The sequence below is a fragment of the Nitrospira moscoviensis genome (assembly GCF_001273775.1).
Taxonomy (GTDB): Bacteria; Nitrospirota; Nitrospiria; order Nitrospirales; family Nitrospiraceae; genus Nitrospira_D; species Nitrospira_D moscoviensis.
Map to the genome: position 1 here is coordinate 1,016,368 of NZ_CP011801.1, position 19,093 is coordinate 1,035,460.

Annotated in this window: 18 protein-coding genes; 4 read left to right on the forward strand and 14 right to left on the reverse strand. The window is 63.2% G+C overall.

All coding sequences use genetic code 11. The features are described from left to right. Positions 1 to 542 precede the first annotated feature (542 nt). The gene (locus tag NITMOv2_RS04975) at positions 543 to 2,381 is read right to left on the reverse strand and encodes a MutS family DNA mismatch repair protein (protein WP_053378839.1); all 1,839 of its coding nucleotides are present in this window, start codon (positions 2,379 to 2,381) and stop codon (positions 543 to 545) included. 48 nt (positions 2,382 to 2,429) lie between these two features. Here NITMOv2_RS04975 and NITMOv2_RS23265 point away from each other — a divergent pair, with 48 nt between their 5' ends. From NITMOv2_RS23265 to NITMOv2_RS04995, 4 genes are all read left to right on the forward strand, one after another. Continuing rightward, entirely contained in the window at positions 2,430 to 3,299 is an 870-nt protein-coding gene (locus NITMOv2_RS23265) for a 50S ribosomal protein L11 methyltransferase (protein WP_053378840.1), read from the forward strand. After that, positions 3,296 to 3,781 carry an MOSC domain-containing protein gene (locus tag NITMOv2_RS04985; RefSeq protein WP_053378841.1) on the forward strand — a complete coding sequence of 162 codons (486 nt, stop codon included), beginning with the start codon at positions 3,296 to 3,298 and terminating at the stop codon, positions 3,779 to 3,781. Before NITMOv2_RS23265 ends, NITMOv2_RS04985 begins: the two co-directional genes overlap by 4 nt. A 48-nt stretch (positions 3,782 to 3,829) precedes the next feature. Further along, the gene (locus NITMOv2_RS04990; protein ID WP_053378842.1) at positions 3,830 to 4,489 is read left to right on the forward strand and encodes a class I SAM-dependent methyltransferase; all 660 of its coding nucleotides are present in this window, start codon (positions 3,830 to 3,832) and stop codon (positions 4,487 to 4,489) included. Positions 4,490 to 4,716: 227 nt separating this feature from the next. Then, a complete protein-coding gene (locus NITMOv2_RS04995) occupies positions 4,717 to 5,394 on the forward strand; it encodes a formylglycine-generating enzyme family protein (protein ID WP_187299363.1) in 678 nt (225 codons plus the stop codon). Between the two features lie 72 nt (positions 5,395 to 5,466). Here the strand turns inward: NITMOv2_RS04995 and NITMOv2_RS05000 are convergent, their stop codons facing one another. From NITMOv2_RS05000 to oadA, 13 genes are all read right to left on the reverse strand, one after another. Further along, complete coding sequence (locus NITMOv2_RS05000) at positions 5,467 to 6,231, reverse strand: alpha/beta hydrolase family protein (protein ID WP_083447756.1); 765 nt, start codon at positions 6,229 to 6,231, stop codon at positions 5,467 to 5,469. 65 nt (positions 6,232 to 6,296) lie between these two features. Then, a complete protein-coding gene (locus NITMOv2_RS05005; protein ID WP_053378844.1) occupies positions 6,297 to 7,079 on the reverse strand; it encodes a hypothetical protein in 783 nt (260 codons plus the stop codon). Then, a complete protein-coding gene (locus tag NITMOv2_RS05010; RefSeq protein WP_053378845.1) occupies positions 7,076 to 8,314 on the reverse strand; it encodes a hypothetical protein in 1,239 nt (412 codons plus the stop codon). Before NITMOv2_RS05010 ends, NITMOv2_RS05005 begins: the two co-directional genes overlap by 4 nt. Positions 8,315 to 8,495: 181 nt before the next feature. Next, on the reverse strand, positions 8,496 to 9,794 hold the full coding sequence (locus NITMOv2_RS05015) for a heme-copper oxidase family protein (protein ID WP_053378846.1): 1,299 nt from the start codon (positions 9,792 to 9,794) through the stop codon (positions 8,496 to 8,498). A gap of 3 nt (positions 9,795 to 9,797) precedes the next feature. Then, on the reverse strand, positions 9,798 to 10,598 hold the full coding sequence (thiD, locus tag NITMOv2_RS05020) for a bifunctional hydroxymethylpyrimidine kinase/phosphomethylpyrimidine kinase (RefSeq protein WP_053378847.1): 801 nt from the start codon (positions 10,596 to 10,598) through the stop codon (positions 9,798 to 9,800). Between the two features lie 13 nt (positions 10,599 to 10,611). Then, a complete protein-coding gene (locus tag NITMOv2_RS05025; protein WP_053378848.1) occupies positions 10,612 to 11,580 on the reverse strand; it encodes a FlgO family outer membrane protein in 969 nt (322 codons plus the stop codon). Between the two features lie 38 nt (positions 11,581 to 11,618). Further along, positions 11,619 to 12,131: a hypothetical protein gene (locus NITMOv2_RS05030; RefSeq protein WP_053378849.1), complete on the reverse strand. Its 513-nt coding sequence runs from the start codon at positions 12,129 to 12,131 to the stop codon at positions 11,619 to 11,621. After that, positions 12,128 to 13,054, reverse strand: coding sequence for a HEAT repeat domain-containing protein (locus tag NITMOv2_RS05035; RefSeq protein ID WP_187299364.1), 927 nt, complete (start codon positions 13,052 to 13,054; stop codon positions 12,128 to 12,130). Before NITMOv2_RS05035 ends, NITMOv2_RS05030 begins: the two co-directional genes overlap by 4 nt. 176 nt (positions 13,055 to 13,230) lie before the next feature. Beyond that, positions 13,231 to 13,941, reverse strand: coding sequence for a thiaminase II (gene tenA / locus NITMOv2_RS05040; RefSeq protein WP_238590465.1), 711 nt, complete (start codon positions 13,939 to 13,941; stop codon positions 13,231 to 13,233). Further along, positions 13,934 to 15,337 (reverse strand): Si-specific NAD(P)(+) transhydrogenase, encoded by a 1,404-nt coding sequence (sthA, locus tag NITMOv2_RS05045; RefSeq protein ID WP_053378852.1) that lies wholly within the window; start codon positions 15,335 to 15,337, stop codon positions 13,934 to 13,936. Before sthA ends, tenA begins: the two co-directional genes overlap by 8 nt. Before the next feature lie 95 nt (positions 15,338 to 15,432). Continuing rightward, entirely contained in the window at positions 15,433 to 16,095 is a 663-nt protein-coding gene (gene tpx, locus NITMOv2_RS05050) for a thiol peroxidase (protein WP_053378853.1), read from the reverse strand. A gap of 73 nt (positions 16,096 to 16,168) precedes the next feature. Further along, positions 16,169 to 17,053: an alpha/beta fold hydrolase gene (locus NITMOv2_RS05055; protein ID WP_053378854.1), complete on the reverse strand. Its 885-nt coding sequence runs from the start codon at positions 17,051 to 17,053 to the stop codon at positions 16,169 to 16,171. A gap of 73 nt (positions 17,054 to 17,126) precedes the next feature. Beyond that, a complete protein-coding gene (gene oadA / locus NITMOv2_RS05060) occupies positions 17,127 to 19,082 on the reverse strand; it encodes a sodium-extruding oxaloacetate decarboxylase subunit alpha (RefSeq protein WP_083447757.1) in 1,956 nt (651 codons plus the stop codon). Positions 19,083 to 19,093 lie beyond the last annotated feature (11 nt).

A 19,093-nucleotide genomic window follows, 5' to 3' on the forward strand; every position in this document is an offset into this window, starting at 1 on the left:
GAGGAAGATGAAGAAAAGGTCAAAGAAAAGTACAGCTGCAGGCCGAGCCAATTTCTGAGAATCAGATCGGGTCCGGCGAAATCGTGAGGGGTTAAGCGCCCAAGCCATCTTGGAGAACAACGTCGCCGCGGTCGAAGGTTGTCATAAACGGCTCGCCGAGATTGTCCCAGACCTTCTTCAGAGACGGCGTACTGGCTAAATGTGGACGAGCGAACCGCCGCAGCGGTGCTCGTTCTCCAGCAAGGTGGTCGCCCCAATGGTGCCTCTGAATCTCTCCTGCCCAACTGTGGTGTCTGCTCTATGAGCAAACGCCTCTACCCGGCATTGTGTTCGCCGGTGCATCGCCGCTATGTGGATACCGCGAAACTACGCCTGGCCCAGCGGGAGGCATCATTGAGGTTTGCCACGGTGAGACGATTCTTTGACAGCTCCTGGGCCTATGCCACTATATAGGTCCATCTATAGGTAGGCGGGGGTGTCATGGGCGCTACAAAACAAGCAAACTTCACGTTGCCTGAAGATCTGCCTGTGCCGAAAGGTGTTCAGTCCCGGCTGTTCTCCTGAACCGGCAGCCCCTCCAGTTCCATGATCCGCAGCGCATTCGTCGTCGGGCACGGACCTGAGCGCAATTTGTAGTCGAACTGCAGCGCGCCTGCCGAGACCGTTTCTTGAAAGTGGGCGTTGGTCAGCCCCGGCACGACCTTCTCCAGGTCGGCCAATTCCAAATCGTGCGTGCTCACCAGGCCGAACCCGTTGCCTTTCGACAGCTCGGCGATGTAGGCCCGGCTCCCGATGAGCCGTTCGCGGTTGTTGGTGCCCTTGAAAATTTCGTCGATCAGGAAGAGCACCGGCGGCGTCTGCCGCTCACGGGTGGCGTCGAGAATCGTTTTAAGCCGTTTCACCTCGGCGTAGAAAAACGACAGCCCGGCATCCAGCGAATCGTCGATCCGGATGCAGCAGGCCAACCGGCTCCACGTCCACTCAAGTCGATCCGCGCAGACCGGCGCGCCGGCTTGCGCGAGGCAGACGTTCACGCCGACCGTGCGCAGGAAAGTGCTCTTGCCCGACATGTTCGACCCCGTGACGAGCGTGATGGCCCCGGCGCCGTTGAGCGCGTAATCGTTGGTCACGCGCGACTGCTCGGGAATGAGCGGGTGTCCCAGTCGAGCAGCCCGCAACGCCGCTGTTGTGCCGTTGTGTTCGCTCGCCGCTGAGAGCGGCGCCGGCCACACATAGGCCGGATGAAGATAGGCGAAGGTAGCCAGGGCCGACGCGGCTTCCACTTCAGCCAGACAATCCAGCCACCGGGGAAGCTGGTGGCGGATCTCTTGCTGGACCTGTTGAAGCCGCTTGGTGAACCACAGATCCCAAGGGACGAGCGCATTGACGGCCAAGTGGACCAGGGGATGAGCCTTGATACTGATCGCGGACAGCGTCCGTGCGGCTCGCTTCAAATGCCGTGAGGGGCTGGCCCCCCCCATCAGCGCAGCGCAGGCCGACGCCAGACAAGAGCCGCGCCGTGTCGCCTGGCGCTCGAGATGGTTCAGAACGGTGCCCAGTCGCTCCGTTTCATGATGGAGGCCCACCGCATGTTCGAGCAGCTCTTCTCCCTGATCCGTCATGAAATAGATCAAGGCATAGGCGGCGAACGAGAACATCCAATAGCCGGGGAGCCAATCGAGCAGCGCGGCCAGGGCGAGGCTGATCGTCGTCAGCGCCAGCAGACTTTGGATGATCAGGACGGTGGTCAGGCTTGGCCAGCCGATCGGATGCTCCAGCACGGCGGCGAGGCGCCGGCCGTTGATTTCCTGCTCTCCGGTGAGCCGCGCTTCGAGCGCCAAGCGGTCGCGGAACAGCGGGCGGGGCGCCAGTTCCTTCACAAGATTTTGCCGGCTCTGCCACTGTGCGGGCGCGGGCGGCTGGGTGAGCAACCACGCATGCAGCCGTTCACGGCCACGATCCGAGACCGTGGTGTCGATCAGCCGGGTAAGGGAATGGGCGCCGAAGAGGTCGAGATCCGCCGCATACGGATGAGCCGCCGGGCCCTCGCCGGGCCGTGGCGGAATGGCGGCCCAATCCAGCGCCATGCGCGCGCGATGCACCAGCTTGATGTGCTTCCAGAGCCGCAGCCGGTGAATCCGGCTTTCCACCCTGTTATGATACGCCGCGATTCCGATAAACACGCCGACGAAGGCGGTGAGCGCCAGGTTGCCGCCGTGGTACCAACCGGCTTTGTAGAGGGCGACGGTGCTGACGGCGCCGATGAGAAAGACGGCCAGCCGCCATCGGGTGAGCGTGGAACTGGCCTTGGTGCCCTCCGCGATCCGGCGGTCGAGACGCCGGACGATCGTTTCTAATTGTGCCGTTCGGGAACGTGCCATGAAAGCGACCTTACTGATATGTCGTGCACCCGTCAACTTCGAGAGACCATGACACCGCACGGGTGGGTCGACGTATCGATCAAGACGGAAGTCGATGCGGGTGAGTTGTTGAACTTGCTGGACGATCCTACCGTTCAAGGAGCGTGGGAAGAGGCCGGCTTGGTCCACCTCTATTGGCCGAGCGACGCGTGGTCTCCGGAGTGCTCGGTCAGGCTGAGAGAGATCCTCCATCGGTTGGATGTGGCGGAACCGGCCATTGTCGTCCAGCCCATGGCTGGACAGGATTGGAACGAACAATGGGCTCGTTCCGTGAAGCCGCTTCGCATCGGACGCTTGGTCATCCGCCCCAGCTGGGAGCCGGTTCAGCTTGCGCCCCATGAAATTGAACTGGTGCTCGATCCCAAGCAAGCCTTCGGGACGGGGCATCATGCCACCACGCGCATGCTGCTGGAATGGCTGCAAGACGGCATCCGCGGTGGTGAAACGGTGCTCGACGTGGGCGCCGGCAGCGCCATTCTGGCGATGGCGGCGGTCAAGCTCGGCGCGGCGTCCGCCGTCGGCGTGGAGTGCGATTCGGTCGCCGTCGACTGCGCCCGAGAATATGTGGCGCTGAACGGGCTGAACGATCGCATCGAGCTGGTCTGCGGGACATTGGATGGGGCGGCTCGCACGCTGAACGTGCATATCGTGCTGGCGAATCTCGACCGACAAACGCTCCTGCTGCTGGCCGACGACTTGGCCGGATATGCCTCGGCCGGAGCGCGGCTGATGGTCTCCGGCGTCCTCCTCGACCAGCAGGCTGACATCATCGGCCGGTTTACCGATCTGGGATTGGCCTGCTCCCGGCGCCGGGAATGCGAGGAGTGGGCCGCGCTGGAGTTCATCGTTCCGGAATCTTGTGACGGGGCAGAGGCATGATCCATCATCGGCCGCCCTATCCGCATGTGCATCAAATCAACATATCCGACGGAGGCGTCCCGAAGTTTCCGGTGCTGGAAGCGAAGATCACGCAGCACGGACTGGACGGAGACCGGCAGCGGAACCTGAAAGTGCACGGCGGCCTCGAGCGTGCCGTCTGTTTGTTTTCGCTCGAGTTGATCGAACACCTTCAAGACGAAGGCCATTCCATCGATGCCGGCTCGTCCGGGGAGAATCTGACCTTGGCGGGATTGGACTGGGGGCTGATGCGGCCCGGTGTCCGGTTGACCGTCGGCCCGGACATCGAGTTGGAGGTGACGAGCTACACGGCGCCGTGCAGTCATAACGCGCGCTGGTTTCGGGATGAGGACTATTCGCGGATCTCGCAGAAGAAGAATCCCGGTTGGAGCCGCGTCTACGCCAAAGTCCTGCGCGGCGGCCTCGTGCGGCCGGGAGATGAAGTCAGTATCGTGAAGGCTTAGGTTGAGGTTAAGGTTGAGCATCTTACTCAGCCTTATGAGGGTTGTCAGATGAATCGTGTTCTCGAACCTGAGCTGATGGACGACGAGGCCCAGGTCATCGCGTATGCGAAGGCGGACTTCGCCGAGGAGAACCAAGGCTTCGTCGATCGATTTCGTGATTGCTTTCCCGGCTTCTCCGAAGGCGCCATCTTCGATCTGGGCTGCGGGCCCGGCGACATCCCTATCCGGTTCGCCAGGGCGCTGCCGAAGTGCCGGGTCGTCGGCATCGATGCCTCGGCGCCCATGATTCGGTGGGCCGAGCAGGCCGTGTCGGCGGCCGGTTTCACCGATCGCATCACGGTTCGCTGCGAGCGCATCCAAGATGTGCCCGGCGCGAACCAAGCCGACGCCATCGTCTCCAACAGCCTGCTGCACCACCTGCCCAATCCGCTGCTGTTTTGGAATCGAATCAGGCAGCTCGTCAAGCCGGGCTCGCCCGTGCTGGTGATGGATCTGCTGCGGCCCGACTCTCCGGAGGCCGCACAGGCGATCGTCGACCGGTACGCGGCCAATGAGCCGGAGATCCTCCGCCGCGACTTCTACAACTCTCTGCTCGCCGCCTTCACCGAAGACGAAGTGAGCGCCCAGCTGGCCCGTATGAACTTGACGCGCCTGCTGATCGACGTCATCGACGATCGGCATTGGGTGGTCGGCGGCATGGTCCATTAGTCAGGATGGTGAAAACGGTCCCCAACGTCGTTCTCAGTCGTGTGAACCCCTCAACGTACCGCAAGGGTACGCCTCGGGGTCCCAACTCCCTGCGGCCTCGTTGGATGACCGTTTTGACCATCCTGATCACAGTCAATACGGCAATCTGTATTTCGTCTACCTTTGGCCAACTCGACCGGCTCAGAAAGTACAAGACGTTGGAACCAGCGAGTGTTGCTGACGCGCCGATGATCGAGATTCCGGCCGGCGAGTTCACGATGGGCTTCGACGGCACGCAGGCGTTGGAGGATGAGCGGCCGGCGCATCGGGTGTGGCTGGATGCCTATTCGATGGATCAATACGAAGTGACGACGGCGCACTATGCGGCATTCCTTGCGTCGGAGAAGCGGAGTCCGCCGTGGCAATGGGAGCAAGTGGAGTTGTCCAAGCATGGCGAACGGCCGGTGATCGGGGTGGACTGGCCCGACGCCGAGGCCTATTGCCGCTGGAAAGGCAAGCGGCTGCCGACGGAGGCGGAATGGGAAAAGGCGGCGCGCGGGACCGACGGGCGGTTGTATCCATGGGGGAATCAAACCCCGACAGACAAGCACGCCAACTTCGCATTAGGCGCGCGGTTCAGCTATAGCCAGGTGCTGATGCCGGTGCAGTCGTATGATTCCGGAAAGAGTCCGTATGGGCTCTATCACATGGCGGGCAATGTCTGGGAATGGACGGCCGACTGGTATGGGGCCAATTATTACGAACGCAGTCCGGAGAAAAATCCCTCCGGCCCGGAGCAGGGCCAATTCAAAGTCCTCCGCGGCGGGTCCTGGTCGGATCTGCCCAAGTATCTCCTCACCTACGGACGTTTCAAGCTGCCGCCGGAGACACGCAATAGCTATACGGGATTTCGCTGCGCGAGATAGAGCGGTGAGGGGCGAGGGAAGAGGAAGGGCTTGATCAGAAGACGCTCTTAGAAACTTCGGCGGACGGGCCCGTCATGAGAGATGCACGGTGAGCCAATCGGCGATCAGATTCGTCATGCGGCTGAAGTCCGGGCCTTTCGTAAATTGATGATCGGCGCCGGGAATCATCTCCAGTCGTTTGTCTACGCGCAGCGCCTCGAACAGACGACGGCTTTGATGTAGCGGGACATGCTCGTCGGCGTCGCCCTGCACGATGAGCGTCGGCGCGGTGATCGATCGCGCCGGCTCATACGCGACCTGCCTCAGGCTGTCTTCATAAAATGCGTAGCGCAGCCGGATGCGGCCGGCCCCGCCCATGATGTTCGGGATCGTGTCCGTGGCTTTCCAGCGGGCCATCTCCTCCTCCCCGAATTCCAATCGTAATTCCTCGGCAAAATCGACGACGGGGCATTTCAGGGCCAGGCAGGCGAGATCCGTTCGTCCGGCGGCGGTGAGGAGCGACACGAGTCCCCCGAAACTGGAACCCATCAAGCCGACGCGGCGGTAGCCCTTCCCGTGTAGCAGCTTGATCGCGGCGTTCGCCTGCCCGACCGCCAGCGTGTTCGTAATGGCTTCGAACGGGCCCTGGCTCTCGCCCTGGCCGAAAAAATCGAAGCGAAAGGTGGCGATCCCGCGCCCTGTCAGGATGCGGGTGAGGGTCTTGTTGGTCGTGCTGTTCTTGCTGGAGAGAAAGCCGTGACACAAAACGGCGACGCGATCCGTGTCGTTGTCCGGCGTTGCGAGGAGCGCGGAAACGTGATGGCCCTCGGGGTCCTTGAACACCAGCGGCTCGTCCACGGCCGGATTGTAACAGAGCCAGACGGAGAGGTGAAAAGTGAACTTCGAACCTCGAACCGGACCCGTTACACTTTATTGGCTCGGATGCGGAAGTCGACGTTGTCGCGCAGCCAGCGCCAGAATTTCTCCTGCTCCTGGAGATCGATCCCGGGCTGCAGCTGAGCTCTCCAGCTTTTCATCACGTCCGCGTCGACGGTCCAGAGCCGCACCCGATGCCGCGGCACGTGGGCGCGCCACTGTTCGCCGACCTTGGGACTGACGTAGGCCAGCCGTAGCGTCACGTTGCGCGAGAGGTATTCCAGCGGTTTCAGGTCGATCTTCTCGTAGAGCTCCTGCGCGCCGGCTTTGGCGCCGCTGACCGACGAATCGGGTACGCCGTCCGTGATGAGCACGACGTTGACCGGCGCCAGGACGAGATTGCGCTCTTTGGTGATGCGCGCGACTTCATGAAAGAACGGATTGAAGTCCGTCACGACGTCGGTGGGAGGAAACCACTTTTTCAGGTCCGCTTCGATGGCGGCGGCCTCCTTGCCCTCGAATTCATGAATCGGATGGAAGCTCTTCGGCTCATGCAGGTTCTTGCCGCCGACCCCCGCGACGAACAGGGCCTGCGGCTTCTCCAGCCCGCCCAGCTCGTTGATGTGCCCGTAGATGTAATGGGCCAGGAACGAGAGTGCGTTGTCGTAATGCCCGGAGCCGCGGAAGGAGCCGCTCGCGTCCACGCCGATGAACAAGGTGGTTTTCGGTTTGCGCGGCTCGGCGGTGTCCCCGGCGCATCCGGCGAAGGAGCCAACGAGAATGGCCGCCGCCAGGGCGCAGGCCATGATGGCGGCCGGGCTGCGGTTCATGACGGCACCTTCTTGGTTTCCCACCGGACGGCCGGCAGGAGCTCGCGCGCTTCGACGACTTCTTGCAGGCTCTTGAACGGAATCGAAAAGACCGGCTTTCCCGTGACGAGGATCATGGCGAAGTTCAACAGCGCCGCCGCCACGTGCAGGACGGGCAGCATCAGATACTCCATCAATTCGTACGCCTTGTCGTGCAGCCAGCCGACTTCCCGCTTGAAATCGTCGAGTGGCGCGCGCCACCACACCGGCGCGGGCGCCGGAAGCGGCTCAGTGCCTTCGGCCGCCGCCGTCTGGTACATCGGCCGCCGCGAAATGAACGAGAGCAGCGGGGGCGTGCCGTATTGTCCGAAGAGGAACCAGGTCATGCCGCGGACGCCGACCCAACCGAAGGTGGCGAGGGACAGCGTGAATCCGATCCCCAGCCGGAACTGCTCGCCCGTCTGCTGTGCGATCCACGGCGTGATCGCATCTACGAGCTCGCGGTAGAGGAACATCACCTCGAAGATCATGACGAAGATTTCGACCAGCAGCATCTGCACGAGATAGCGGTACTCGTGGTTCTTCATGGCATCGGCCAACACTTGAATGCAGGCGAAGCTGCCCATGATCAGGAGGAACAGGAAAAAGTAGAGGATCGTGCCCGTCATGACGGAGGCGTCCGCTCCGGTGATGCCCGCCAGCACTTCCGTGACCGTCGGCATCAGAGTATAGGTGAAGATCGTGGCTTCGAGCAGGCACCAGAAGATCAGCAATAAGAAGGCGATCCAGGGCACGCCCGGCTGGAAGTAGCTCTGTGCTATCTGGCCCGTCATCTTGAAGGGCAGTATCACGAGCTGTTTCATTGCCTCGGCGCCGAGCTTCAGCGCCAAGCGGCCGAGCGTGAAGAGCCAGCCGGCGACGACCATGGCGAAGCGGGCGAGCCCGACCCAGTACATCCAAATCGCAAAGGCCGTATCCCACCAGGCGAGGAGAATCATTTTCAGCAGCTCGATGCGGCCGGAACGGAACGGCAAAGTATACAGCGTCAAGTGGGTGCACCAGACGGCGCCGATCCACAGCAGCACCGGAAACAGGAGCAGGAGGTAATAGAGGCCCGCGAGCCACCCGCCGGCCGACGACAACACGAAGCCGATGAGCGTGTGCTGCATATCGGGAATCCAAGACAGCGGCATCGTCAGGAAGTGGAAAAGGCTCCGCCAGGGATCGGGAACCATCTGGGAAAGCTGTTCGTTCATGGACGTCCCTCCCGTCGAGACCGAAATCGCGCCCCGGTGCATAAATAGCAAGAACCGCGCACATCGGCAGGAGCGACCGTTCCCTGAAATGACCACGACTTAGGGATTCTCGGTAGAACCGGAAGTGTTCACAGAAGGAAGCAGAGAGGCGACAGGGCTGTACAGAACAGCGCGGACGGACCTACACCGCCAGAGCGGGCGCTTCTTCGGGTCTTGTACTGAGCAGCAGCGCGAGTTTCATACTGAAGAGCACGAGGCTGCCGAGCAGGAGCGCGAAGCAGATCCACAAGGTCAGGTGAATAGACGGCGAGGAGAGCGGGACGTTCCAAGTGAGAGACGCGAGGAGCCCCAGCCCCATGGTGCCGAGGCTCAGCCCGCCGATTTGCACGGTGCGCCAGCGGTCCATCATGGCCGTGAGCCGGTCGAGATAAGGGCCGCGCTTCTTCGCATTCGCCACGCGGCGAACCGCCAGCGTCATCGGGATGAGATGGGACAGAGCCCCCATGATCGTGTTCAGCACGAATCCGAGCAGCGCCATATGGGTATAAGCGACGAGATGCAGCGTGCCGTAGGGCAGAAGCGGTGGAGAGGTGAGGCTGTTCGCGGCGACCAGCATGCCCAGGATAATCGTGAAGATGAGGAAAAAGGTTCCGAGCATGAGGTGATCCGAGGCGGCGTTGCCGGCATGGGAAGACGCCATCCACGTTCTGAACAGGTTCACGGCGTAGAGCGAAGCCGCTGCCAGTAAAAGCACCCCCCCGGCCAGCTCGATGGGCACAGAGGAATTCAGAAACCCGCCGATCAGGACCGCGACGCCCAGCGGCATCAGGATGACGACGATGCGCGCCAGTCGCGGGCTGAAGAGCGGCTGGTTCAAGACGGTCGGCAGCAAATTGTGCATCGTCCCGACGATCGCCAGCGTGACGAAGCCGAGGAGGTTCAAGTGGATATGTGCGAGCCGCACATAGCCGTATGACTGCTGGGCCCATCCGAGCGCCATGCTTTCCCCGGCCGTCAGGCCGGCAAACAGCGAGAGCAAAGCCGCGGCGTAGTACCAGAGATTGAGCGGCGGCGAGTTGAGGCTTTGACGGGCCTGCGCCCAGGCGTCCCGGGCGATCCAGAGAAAGACCCCGACGACGAACGAGCCGGCGATCCCGACGACGATAGAGTGGCGCAGCCAAAACCCGACCAGCATGCCGACGGCGGCGCCGTTGATCGTGGCGAACAGTACGGGATGAGAATCGCGTTGCTTGTGCCCCGTCATGAGCAGCGGCGGAATAAAGGCCAGGAAGCCGCCCAGAATCATTTGCGCGACGCCGCCCACCAAGGCCGCATGCACGTGGACCAGCCGGACCCAAGACGGCAGCGGCGTCCCGCGGACCAGCCCGATCAAAATCGCGAGCCCCAGAATCGACGAAACGACCAGCCATGTGAAGCCCGTGAGGAGAAAGGCGGTCGGAGGGTAGTGTTTGGGCAGCATCGGTCACCGTTCCAGAAAATAAAAATGATCCGTCGGGCCGTGGCCGTGGCCGATCGCCAGACCATGGCGGATCGCTTCGGTGACGTAAGCCTTGGCGGCCTGCACCGCGTCCAGCACCGGCCGCTCTCTCGCCAAGTGGGCGGCGACCGCCGAGGCGAAGGTGCAGCCGGTGCCGTGGGTGTGCGGGCTGTCGATGAACTCGCCTTTCAGCACGTTGAAAAACCGCCCGTCGTACAGCAGATCGGTCGCGCGGTCGGACGCCAGGTGACCGCCCTTGATCACCACGTGCCGACATCCCAGCGCATGGATGGCCTTGGCGGCGCGCCGCGCATCGGGGAGCGAATGGATCTCGACGCCGGAGAGTTGCTGCGCCTCGTGCACGTTCGGCGTGACGAGCAGCGCCAGCGGGATCAGGTGCATTTTCACGGCTTCAACGGCGTCCGGCTGCAAGAGCGCATGGCCCGACTTGGAAATCATCACGGGGTCCACCACGAGTTTCGTCACGTGTTGCGACCCGAGCCGCTTCGCCACCAGCTCCACGACGGCGGCGGAGGACAGCATGCCGGTTTTCACGGCGGCCACGTCGAAGTCGTCGAAGATCGCGTCGATCTGCGCGGCGACGATTCGCAGCGGCAGCTCGAAGACCTCCGTGACCTCCTCGGTGTTCTGCGCCGTAATCGCGGTGATCGCCGACATGGCGAACACGCCGTTGGCCGACAAGGCTTTGATGTCGGCTTGAATGCCGGCGCCGCCCCCGGAATCGGACCCTGCGATGGTCAAGACTTGCTTGAGTTGGTGGGCCATAGATGCTGAACGGTTACGGAGTCGCCGCCCCGGCGGCGGGGCCGGGATCAAGTCTCAATCGGTCGATGGCAAACGTGGCGTCCCGCCGGGGTGATTTCTCACGGTAGTGCAGCGTCCATTCGAAGGCTGAAGACTCGGCCGGCGCCGTGAACGTCAACACCGCGCGCGCCTTCTCGCGCGGCGCCAACTCCAGTCCGCGGGTGCACAGCCCGTCGCGGTTCTCCTCGATCCCTTGGACCCACGCGGCCCCATGATCGTCTTTTAACAGCGTCTCTTGCAAGAGGCACAGGATCTTGAGGTCTCGAGGCGACCGATTTTCGATCGTCACGTCCAGCTTCACGTGCCGATCCGTGCGCTGAAGCGACTGCACGATCAGCTCATAGGACTCGTTGCGATGGAAGCCGAGCCCGGTCGGTGTCGGTGCTTCCTTTGGACCTTCGAGCGCCGCCGGCGCCGGCTTGCCCGGCTCTTTGAGCATCTCGGCCAGCGGGCCGGCTTTCGGCAGCGTTCCACGCGCGGCGCCGACCACGTGCACATTGGAAGGGCTGACGAGCTTGATCGTCACCAGCAGGCCGTCCGACGTTTCGAGATAGGACCCGCTCAAGAAGACGTCCGCCCGCATGGCCTTGGCGGCGCGCCGCACGGCCTTGGCATGGGCCGAATCGACCTGCGCGACGTGGAACTTCTTGAGTGTGGATTGGACGAGCCGGCGCTCCACGACGTTCAACTCGCCCGCGACGAGCACCTGGGTGCCCACTTCTTCCGCAAGGAACTCGCCGATCGGCGTGGCCTGCCCTTTCGCGTCGGTGAAGCCGAGAAAGGCCAACCGCTGTTTTTTCGCTTTGAGCGCTTCCGCCGTCACACTCTCGGCGAGTTGTTTCAAGCTTTCTTCGTACTTGTCCGCGGCGCGGGTGACACCGGGAAGGCCAAGAGAGAGCAGGAGGGTGAACGCGAGAACCGATGTGCCGACGGAGATGCCCATGCGAATGGCCCTCATTATACTCAGGTCTTCCGAGGAGTCTAGCCTTCGACCGCGTCCGTCTCAGAGGGGCGGACGATTCGGATGAAGGCGATGATGAGCCGGCCGATGCCGTAGCCGAGCGGAATGAGGACGAGCAGGATATAGGGCAGGAACAAATAAACCAGCGCGCCTTGGGCATCGGGATACATCAGCGCGCTCAAGTGCGTCCAGAAACTGATGCCCAGCATGAGGAGGAGACTCCCCGAAACGCCGGCCAGCCGGCGCACGAAGCGCGGGCGGTCGAGCGGGCGCCATCCGAGGTGAAACAGCAGAAAGACGGCGCAGACGGCGAACGGCGCGGCGCTGAGCAGGCCCACGAGAAAATACTGATAGCCGGGGGCGAAAAAATGGAGGTGGACATGCTTCAGCGCCTCCGTCATCGTCCGGCGGTGCGCCGAGACTTCAAACAGAGTCAGCAATCCCCACGGAAGCGTTAAGCTCAGCAGGAGGCTGCCCCAAAACAGCGTGAGGATCAGCGTGGCCGGACGTGATGGGGCGTCGGCATCCCTCATGAGGTTTTCTCCCGACGCAGGGGCTCCAGCGCCTTCAGCGCATCCGGCGTGCCGATGGCTTCGAGCGCCTCCGCGGCGCTTTCCGTCACAATCGGGTCGGGATCATGGAGCGCGACGATCAATTCCGGGACCGCCTCCTCCGCGGCGGGGCCGATGGCGCGCAGCGCCTCGGCGGCCAGGTACCGATTCAGCGCCAATGAATCCTTCAACACGGAGATCAAGACCGGCGCGGCGTCGGCCGCTTTCGGTCCCAACTGCGCCAGTTGCTGGAGGGCATAGTCCTTTTCACCGGGACGCTCGAGCAAGGCCACGAGATGACTCACATCCTGTCGCTCGTTGCGGCCGGCATGTTCCAACGCCACTTCGGCCAGCGACGCGATGGACTTCTCCTTGTCGTCGCGCAATTCCAGCAGCGCCGGAACCGACATCGCGCTGACGGGAATATGAAAGGCGAACTGAGCCGCAGCCCGATAGCGGACGATGGCGGCGGGATCGTGCAGCGCGTGTGTCACCGCCGCGACGATCTCCGCCTGAGGAATGCCGATCGATCCCAACGCTCCGACCGCCCGCTCCCGGACCAGGTCGTCCGTGTCGTCCAACATCGTGATCAACGACGGCACCGCCGGCTTGGCGACCGGCCCCAGGCTGCCGAGCACGACGCAGGCTTTTCGCCTGATCTCGGGAGCGGGGTCCCACAGCGCCGGCAAGTAGCCGCTCACCACATCCCGTGCGGCGGTGAGGTCGAGGGTGTGGATGGCTGCGCCGGCCGCCGCACTCACATCTTGATTGGAATCGCGCAGCGCCGCCTCGACCAGCTTCGGTAACGCGTCCTTGGCGTCCGATCCCAGCTTCGCCAGCCACTGTGCAGCCAGAATCCGCGCGGTCGCATCTTCGTCTTCGAGCTGATCGATCAATCCAGGCACGGCACGAGGGCCGGTGTGGAGCCAAAAGATAAGAGCGAGGAAGATAGCGAACGCTCCGAGAGCTGCCACATTCAGGTAGATGGCTTGACGTGTCAATCTGCTTGCGCCTTGTCAGTGGGAAAATCGCATAGAAATTATTCAGATGGCGGGTTGACGCATGAGAAAAACTGTCTTAGTCACACCGGCCACGATTCTTCGTTCCACGCCATCTCCCAGAACATCCATTCGTAGCGGGAGCTGATCACGAACGACTCTTCCATCCGTCGCTTCTCTTCGGTGCCGGCCGTTTTGGCCCAGCGATCGACTTTCTGGCGCATCCACTCTTGCACCTCGGCGAATTCGGGCGAGGCGTAGAGCAGGAGCCAGTCGCGGTAGGGATGGTGTTTCGGCGGCGGGCCCTTTTTCAACAGGTGCCGGCCGACGACGCAATAGATCCACGCGCAGGGCAAGGCCACAACGGTCATTTCCGCCGCCGAGCCGGCCTGCGCCACGGACAGCATATGGCGGGTGTACGCATAATTGGTCGGCGCCATCGGGACGGCGGTCATCTGCTCGGCGCTCATCTTCCAGCGTGTGCCGTAGCTTTCGTGCAGGCTGCGTTCGACCGTGATGGTTTCTTCGGCCAGCTTGGCGAAGCGCAGCGCGCTGTCCGAATCGGGGGCCTTCACCGCGCCGGCCGCGAAGACGCGCGACAGGTCGGCCAGAAACCGGGCGTCCTGCAGGATATAGAATTTGAACTTCCGCTCCGGCAGCGTGCCGTCGCCCAGCGCGATGACGAATGGATGTTTCAACTGCGCGTCCCAGATGGGCTGGGCCAATTTTCGAAGATGGTTTGAAAAGGACATGTCCCCTCGCTTCACGGAGAACGCTTCACGAAGCTTACTCATGCGGCGGCCACGGCCGCGGCAGGCGGTTGATCCCGTCCAGCGCGGCGACTTTATAACATTCCGCGAGCGTCGGATAGTTGAAGACCGTGTCGATGAAGTAATCGATCTTGCCGCGGTAGGCCATGACGGCCTGGCCGATGTGGATCAATTCCGTCGCCCCTTCGCCGATCGCGTGGACGCCCAGCACTTCGAGCGTCTGCCGGTGGAAGAGCAGCTTCAGCATGCCGGTGTCGTCGCCGATGAGCTGGCCTCGGGCGATCTCGCGGTAGCGGGCGATCCCGACGCCGAAGGGCACGTTCGCGAGAGTGAGCTCTTCTTCCGTACGCCCGACCATCGAGATTTCCGGGATGGAATAAATGCCATAGGGCAGCAACGCGGTATCGGTCCGGTCGGGCTGGCCGAAGGCGTGGCAGGCGGCGTGCCGGCCCTGCTGCATCGACGTGGAGGCCAGCGCGGGAAAGCCGATGATGTCGCCGGCCGCATAGATGTGCGGGACGGCGGTTTGGAAATGCTCGTTGACGGCGAGCCGCCCGCGCGCGTCGGCCGTGAGGCCGACGCGTTCGAGGCCCAACCCGTCACTGGCGCCGACCCGGCCGACGGCGTACATGAGCGTGGTGGCGGTGATCGCCTTCGCCTCTTGCAGTGACACGTGCACCAGCCCGTCCGCTTGCGTCTTGATCCCCGACACTTCTTCGTTGTGATACAGGGTGACGCCGATCTCCTGCATCTGCCGCTGCAGCGCGTCGATGATCTCCGCATCGACGAATTCCAGCAGGCGCGGGCGCTTGTCGATCAAGACCACCGGCACGCCGAGCGCCGCCAGGATCGACGCGTATTCCGTGCCGATCACCCCGCCGCCGACGATGACGATCGATTCGGGAATGCGTTGGAGGCGCAAGAGGCCGTCGGTGTCGATCACCCGATCGTCGTCGAACGGCACATCGGCCGGCCGGGCCGGCTCGGTGCCGACGGCGATGACGATGAAGTCGGCCGTATGTTCGGCGGTCCCGCTGCTGTGGCGGATCTCCAGGCGATGCGGATCGACGAAGCTGGCCGAGCCGTACAGCATGTCGACGTGGTTGCGCGCCATCTGATTTTCGACGATCTGGATTTCGTTCTTGATGACGTGGTTGGCCCGGAAGGCGAGGTCTTCGATGGTGATGGTGTGTTTCAGACGGTAGCCGGCCCCATAGAGGCTGCGCTGGCGAAAGCCCGAAAGATAGAGGACCGCTTCGCGGAGGGATTTGCTGGGGATCGTGCCGGTGTTGATGCAGACGCCGCCGACGACTTCCTTGCGCTCGATGATGCCGACTTTCTTGCCGAGCTTGGCCGCTTGGACCGCCGCTTTTTGGCCGGCCGGCCCGGTGCCGATGGCAAGAAGATCGTAGTGAGCCATTACTGTGAGGCCAGGTTCAGGCTTAGGTTCAGGTTAGGACCATGACGCTTCGCTCGCTTTGCCTCAACCTCGCCCTCAATCTTGATCTTCCCATGCTAGCTCGCCGTGATCAGCGACCGGGCGAACTGGAAGGCTTCTTCCATGTCCGGCAGCTGCGCCAGCTCGGGGGTGATCTGCAGATATCGGATGACGTTGTGCTTGTCCACGACCATCACGGCCCGGGCGAGCAGATGGGGGTCCTTGAGGAAGAGTCCATGCGTCTTGCCGAAGTCCGCGCCGCGATAGTCGGAGAGAAACGTGACGTTGTTGATCCTGGCTTCTTCCGCGAACCGTTTCTGCGCGAAGGGCGTGTCGACGCTCACCGTGATCAACTCGACCATCTTGTCGAGCCCCTTGTTCTTCTCGCTCAGGTGATGGGTCTGTTGCTCGCAGACCTTCGTGTCGAGCGACGGCACGACGCTGATGATCCGCACCTTTCCTTGCCCTTTGGTGTGCGTGATATTCACGAGCGACAAGTCCGTCTGCGCCACTTTGACGTCGCGCAGGGTGTCGCCGACTTTGACGCCGTTGCCGGACAGCATGAGCGGGCTGCCTTTGAACAGCACGCTGTGGCCTTCGCCGGCCGCGGCGCTGCCCTCGGCCACGGCCAAATTCTTGTACATGAACCCGCTCTCGGCCGACTGACCCATGCCGGCGCAGGCCGCCGCGGCGAGGCAGAGGACGATGATTCCCAAACCGGACCAGGAGTGCGTCATCATAATGGCTCCATAGATCTCTGTAGTGAGTGGCGAGATGGCGTTGTGAAAAGTATATCTCCCGTTCGGCGCCGGCTCAAGGTTGAAGAAAGCGCAGGAGGTGCCGGTTCACCCGGTCCGGCTGCTCCCACTGAGGCACATGACCGGCCCGGGGGATTGACACGAAGGTCGAGTGCGGAATGCGGCGATGCAGGGCCTGTCCTACGGGCAGCCGGAAGACCTCGTCCGCCTCGCCCCAGATCACCAGGGTGTCGTGGCGGATCGCGCCGATGCGCGGTGCATAGCGGCTTTCCCACACCGGGAGATTCTTGCCGGCGGCCAAGAGCGGACCGAAGAGGCCGGGCCGTTTTCGGTTCCGATGGGAACGATCGAGGACGGCCGGAGTCAGCATGGTGGGATCGTAGACCAGCTCTTTCAGCACCCCTTCGGTGAACCAGCCGCCGAACAGCCAGTTGCCGAACGACACCAGCCAAGCCGGGGCGCTGGTGTCGAGAGCCCGTTTGAGCGTCGGATTGGTCAGGTTCTCCCTGACGTGCGGCGGCAGGCCGCTGATCAGAATCAATCTGGAGACGCGATCCGGTCGGTCCAACGCCATACCGATCGCCAGTCCGGCTCCCATGGAATGCCCGGCGACGGTCGCTTCCTGGATGCCCAACGCGTCCATGAAACCGGTCACGAAGTCGAGCATCTGGTCCGGGCGATACTCGATGTCCGGTTTGTCGGACAGGCCGGCACCCAGCACATCCGGCGTGATCACGCGCACGTGCGCGGCGAGGGCGGCCTGTTGGTACTCCCATTGCCACATGGAGCCGCCGAACCCGTGCAGGAGAATGACCGGCGCGCCCCGGCCCACATCGAGATAGGCGATCCGATGACCATGGACCTCGATGGACTGAAGGGGAATGCGTTCGATGGAATCGAACCAGGGGGGAAGCGGCTCGCGCGCCGCACAAGCGGTCATAAGGCAGAGGACACAAACGGTGAAGAAACGGCCTCTCACTCCACACCGGTGGGCGGCGGATGCATGACGGGAGCTATTCGAGCTGGATCAGCGTCTCGTCCGTTTTGACGTTGTCGCCCTCGGCGGCGAGGATGGCGACGACGGTGCCGTCGATGGGCGCGGGGACCCGGCTTTCCATCTTCATCGCTTCGATGATCAGCAAGGGGTCGCCGGTTTTCACCCGGGCGTCTTTGGCCACCAGAATTTTGACGACCCGACCCGGCATCGGCGGCGCCACGTCTCCGGGCTTGGACGGCTTCGGCCGCTTGGGCTTCCCGCCGGTTCCGCTCTCTTTCGCTTCCGGTACGCCGGCCAGCACTTCCTGAATCGGTTCGAGGGAGACCTCTTCCAGCTTGTCGTTGACCCGGATGTAGTACGGCTTCCGCCCGTCGGTCTTGCGACCCGAGCCGGACACTTTCACATGGTACGTCTCGCCGTGCACGGTGACGTTGAACTCGACCGGCGCGAGGTGCAGCTCGTGCGCGACGGCCGGCCCTCTGGCGGCCGAGGGCGCGAGCGGTTCCGGCATGAGATCGCCTTTCTCGCGCGCCTCGAAGAAGTCCCGCGCGATGGCCGGGAACAGGGCAAACGAGAGCTGGTCTTCCAGCGTCGTGGCGGACGGCGGCAGGTCTTTCTTGATGGTGTCGAGCTCGGGCTCCAGGCGATCCGCCGGCCTGGTCTTGATCGGCTCTTCGCTCCCGATGGCGCGGCTCATCACGTCGTTGTCCACCGGACCGGGGGCGCGGCCGTAGAGGCCGAGGAAGTAGTTCTTGGTTTCCGTCGTGATGACCTTGTAGCGCTCGCCGGTGAGCACGTTGAGCGTCGCCTGCGTCCCGACGATCTGGCTGGTCGGCGTGACGAGCGGCGGGTACCCCATCTCTTTCCGGACGCGCGGCACTTCGTCCAGCACTTCCTTCATGCGGTCGAGGGCGTTCTGTTCCGTCAGCTGCGCGGCCAGGTTCGACAGCATGCCGCCCGGGATCTGGCTGGTCAGAATCTCGGCGTCCACGCCGGTGAAGTCGCTTTCGAACTGCCGATATTTCCGCCGCACGTCGCGGAAATGCTCGGTGATGGGCTGAAACGCGCGGAGATCGAGCCCCGTGTCGTACGGCGTCTCGCGGAGCGAGGCCACCAGCGTTTCGGTCGGCGGATGGGAGGTGCCGCCGGCGAGCGGTGAGATCGACGTGTCGAGCATATCGAGCCCGCCCAAGATCGCCATCAGCGACGCCATGGAGGCCATGCCGGAGGTGTAGTGGGTGTGCAGGTGAATCGGCACTTTCACGGCGGCCTTGAGCCGGCGGATCAGATGGTAGGCGTCCAGCGGAGCCAAGAGGCCGGCCATGTCCTTGACGCACAGCGTGTCGGTGCCGAGGTCCTCCAACTGCTTGGCCATGTCCACGAAGCGGTCGATGCTGTGGACCGGGCTCACCGTGTAGCTGATGGCCGCCTCGACGTGTTTCCCGCAGGCCTTCACTTCCCGCACCGCCCGATCGAGATTGCGGACGTCGTTCAAGGCGTCGAAGATCCGGAAGACGTCGATGCCGTTGGCCGCCGATCGCTCGATGAACTTTTCCAGCACGTCGTCGGCGTAATGGCGGTAGCCGACGAGGTTCTGCCCGCGCAGGAGCATCTGCAGCCTGGTGTTCGGCATGGCGGCGCGCAGCGCGCGCAACCGCTCCCAGGGGTCTTCTTTCAAGAAACGCAGGCAGGTGTCGAACGTCGCGCCGCCCCAGACTTCGAGCGACCAGTAGCCGACCGCGTCCAGCTTTTGGGCGATCGGCAGCATGTCCTCCGTGCGCATGCGGGTCGCGAGGAGCGACTGGTGCCCGTCGCGCAACGCCACGTCGGTGATGAGGATGCGCTTTCCAGCGGCCGGCTCGATCGCCAATTCAGGCGGTCCCGGCTGCTTCGTCTTCGACGTCTTGACGAGGGGTGCCGCCGCGCGCTTCTTGGAGGTCGTTTTCTTCGCTGCCGGTCGTTTGTTCGCCATGGTGTCCGGTT